Source organism: Hydrogenophaga sp. (assembly GCF_051007235.1).
Taxonomy (GTDB): domain Bacteria; phylum Pseudomonadota; class Gammaproteobacteria; order Burkholderiales; family Burkholderiaceae_C; genus Hydrogenophaga.
This window is the reverse complement of record NZ_JBPCSJ010000157.1, coordinates 1-2227: the sequence shown is the minus strand read 5'-3', so window position 1 is coordinate 2227 and position 2227 is coordinate 1. Positions and strand designations below refer to the sequence as shown.

General features: G+C 71.3%; 3 protein-coding genes. 1 reads left to right on the top strand and 2 read right to left on the bottom strand.

What is annotated here, in order from left to right; translation table 11 throughout:
- The coding region (locus tag ACR2JA_RS05745; protein WP_434008150.1) for a TonB family protein at nt 1-325 on the top strand (325 nt) is incomplete at its 5' end.
- A gap of 52 nt (nt 326-377) precedes the next feature.
- Here ACR2JA_RS05745 and ACR2JA_RS05740 read toward each other — a convergent pair.
- Nucleotides 378-521 (bottom strand): FeoB-associated Cys-rich membrane protein, encoded by a 144-nt coding sequence (locus ACR2JA_RS05740; RefSeq protein WP_434008149.1) that lies wholly within the window; start codon nt 519-521, stop codon nt 378-380.
- A partial coding sequence (gene feoB / locus ACR2JA_RS05735; protein WP_434008148.1) for a ferrous iron transporter B occupies nt 518-2227 on the bottom strand: 1710 nt, incomplete at its 5' end. The genes ACR2JA_RS05740 and feoB, both read right to left, overlap by 4 nt.

Sequence of the window (2227 nt, the reverse complement as noted above, 5' to 3'; positions counted from 1 at the left end):
GGCCGACCCCAACCAGGCCTTGGTGGACTACGCCGAAGCGATGGCACGCAAGATCGCCATGAACACGCTGCCCGAACAGGTGCGCGAGCTGGCCGCCCAGCCGCACACGGCGCCTATGGTGACGGTGGCGGTCCGGGCGGACGGCACGGTGGAATCGGTAAAGCTGGTCAAGTCCAGCGGCGTGCCCACGGTGGACGCGGCGGTGGAGCGCATCGTGCGCAGCCACGCGGCGTACCCGGCCTTCCCCGAAGCGCTGGCGCGCGAGTACGACGTGGTGGAGATCCGCCGGACCTGGGTGTTCGACGTGGCGGTGCGCTTGTACTGAGGCCGCCTGCGCGCGGCTGCGTCAGACGGCCGCCGCGGTGCGGTGCAACGCCCTACCCGCTTTTGCGCTGGCAGCTATCGCAGCTGCCACAGGCCGGCGCCTGGCCGCGTTGTTTGCGCCACGCGCGCCGCGTCACAACGCCCACGGCGCCGACCACGATGAACATCACCACGACGAATTGAACGGTTTCGCTCATGCCCAGCCCCAGGCCGCCGCGAGGCGGTAAGTGATGAAAGACGCGCCGTAGGCCAGCGCGAACAGGAAGCTGGCCATGGTGACGGGCATGGCCCAGCCACCGGTTTCCTTGCGCACCACGGCCAGCGTGGCCAGGCACTGCGGTGCGAAGACGAACCAGATGAGCAGCGACAGCCCGGTGGCGAGCGACCAGTCGGCCCCGATCAGCGGGGCCAGGGCGGTGCCAACATCGTCCCCCGTCTGCGAGAGCGCGTACACCGTGCCCAGCGCACTGACCACCACCTCGCGCGCGGCCAGGCTGGGGATGAGGGCGACGGCGATCTGCCAGTTGAAGCCGATGGGCTGGAACACCACGGCCAGCGCCTGGCCGATGCGCCCGGCCAGGCTGTATTCGATGGCGCTGCCGGTGTAGCCTGCGGGTGCGACCGGGAAGCTCGACAGCGCCCAGAGGATGACGGTGAGCGCGAGGATGATGCCGCCGACGTTGCGCAGGAAGATGCTGGCGCGCTGCCAGAGGCCAATGGCGATGTCCTTCGCACGCGGCCAGTGGTAGTCGGGCAGTTCCATCATGAGCTGCACCGGTTCGCCGGAGCGGCGGCTCCAGAGCTTGGCGCACAGGGCCACGGCCACGGCCGAGGCGATGCCCAGCGCGTACAGGCCGAACAGCACCAGGCCGGGCAGGCTCATGCCCCACACGCGGCGGTGGGGGATGAAGGCGCCGATGAGCAGCGCGTACACCGGCAGGCGGGCCGAACAGGTCATGAGCGGCGCGATGAACACGGTGAGCCAGCGGGTGCGCCGGTCGGCGATGGTGCGCGCGGCCATGATGCCGGGGATGGCGCACGCGAAGCTGGACAGCAGCGGGATGAAGGCGCGGCCCGAGAGGCCGATCCCGGCCATGAGCCGGTCGAGCAGCAGGGCGGCGCGCGGCAGGTAGCCCGACTCTTCGAGCACGAGAATAAAGAAGAACAGGATCAGGATCTGCGGCAGGAAGACCAGCACGCCGCCAACACCGGCCACGATGCCGTCCACCAGCAGGCTTTTGAGCAGGCCGTCGGGCAGCGCGGCGTTGATGCCGTCGCCCACGGCGGCGGTGGCGCTTTCGATCAGGCCCATGGGCCATTCGGCCCAGGCGAACACGGCCTGGAACACCAGGAACAGCAAGGCCAGCAGCACCAGCGAGCCGACCACGGGTTGCAGCAGCCAGGCGTCGAGCAGGCGCGACCAGCCGTGTTCGCCCACCGGCGCGTCCAGCCCGGCGGCGGCCAGCCAGGCCTGGCCCTGCGCGTCGTCGGCCAGGGCCTGCCCGTCCAGCGGCTGGGTGGCCGCGCCGCCGGGGTGCGGCTGGTGCCACAGCGCGTCGTCGTCCAGCAGCCGGCGCAGCGCGTCGGTGCCCTGGGCGCTGATGCCGGTGGCCTCGACCACCGGCAGGCCCAGCGTCTGCGAGAGCTGCGCCGCGTCGATCTGACGGCCCTGAGCGCGCACGCGGTCCATCATGTTGAGCAGCACCACCATGGGCACCTGCAGGCGCTGGAGGGCGGCCACCAGGCGCAGCCCGCGGCGCAGGCGGGTGGCGTCGAGCACCACGGCGGTGAGTTCGGGCGCGCGTTCGCTCAGGCTGCGGCCCAGCACCACGGCGCAGGCGACGGCTTCGTCCTGGCTGCCGGCGTTCAGGCTGTAGGTGCCGGGCAGGTCGATCACGGTGAC